Genomic DNA, 255 nt, shown 5'->3' with positions numbered 1-255 from the left:
ATATTGCTGCCGCTCTGGCCTATAAGTGCGCGATGGCCGGGCTAAGCGTCCGATTTATTACCGCCGCAGACATGATGCTGCAACTGGTCGCCGCTCACCGCCAGGGGGAACTTAAAGGCTATCTGAGTCGCATCATTCACAAGCCGCGGTTGCTTGTGATCGATGAGATCGGCTACCTGCCGTTTGGTAAGGAAGAGGCCAACTTGTTCTTCCAGGTTGTCGCCAGACGTTATGAGTCAGGCAGCCTGGTGTTGA

1 protein-coding gene is annotated in these 255 nt (G+C 55.3%); it reads left to right on the top strand.

Going from position 1 to position 255, the window contains the following annotated elements:
- The coding region (locus M6G53_RS25325; protein WP_253335313.1) for an ATP-binding protein at positions 1-255 on the top strand (255 nt) is incomplete at both ends.

Origin of the sequence: Serratia nevei (genome assembly GCF_024160145.1) — a bacterium.
In the GTDB taxonomy this organism is placed as follows: Bacteria; Pseudomonadota; Gammaproteobacteria; order Enterobacterales; family Enterobacteriaceae; genus Serratia; species Serratia nevei_A.
This window is presented reverse-complemented; position numbering and strand designations above follow the sequence as displayed.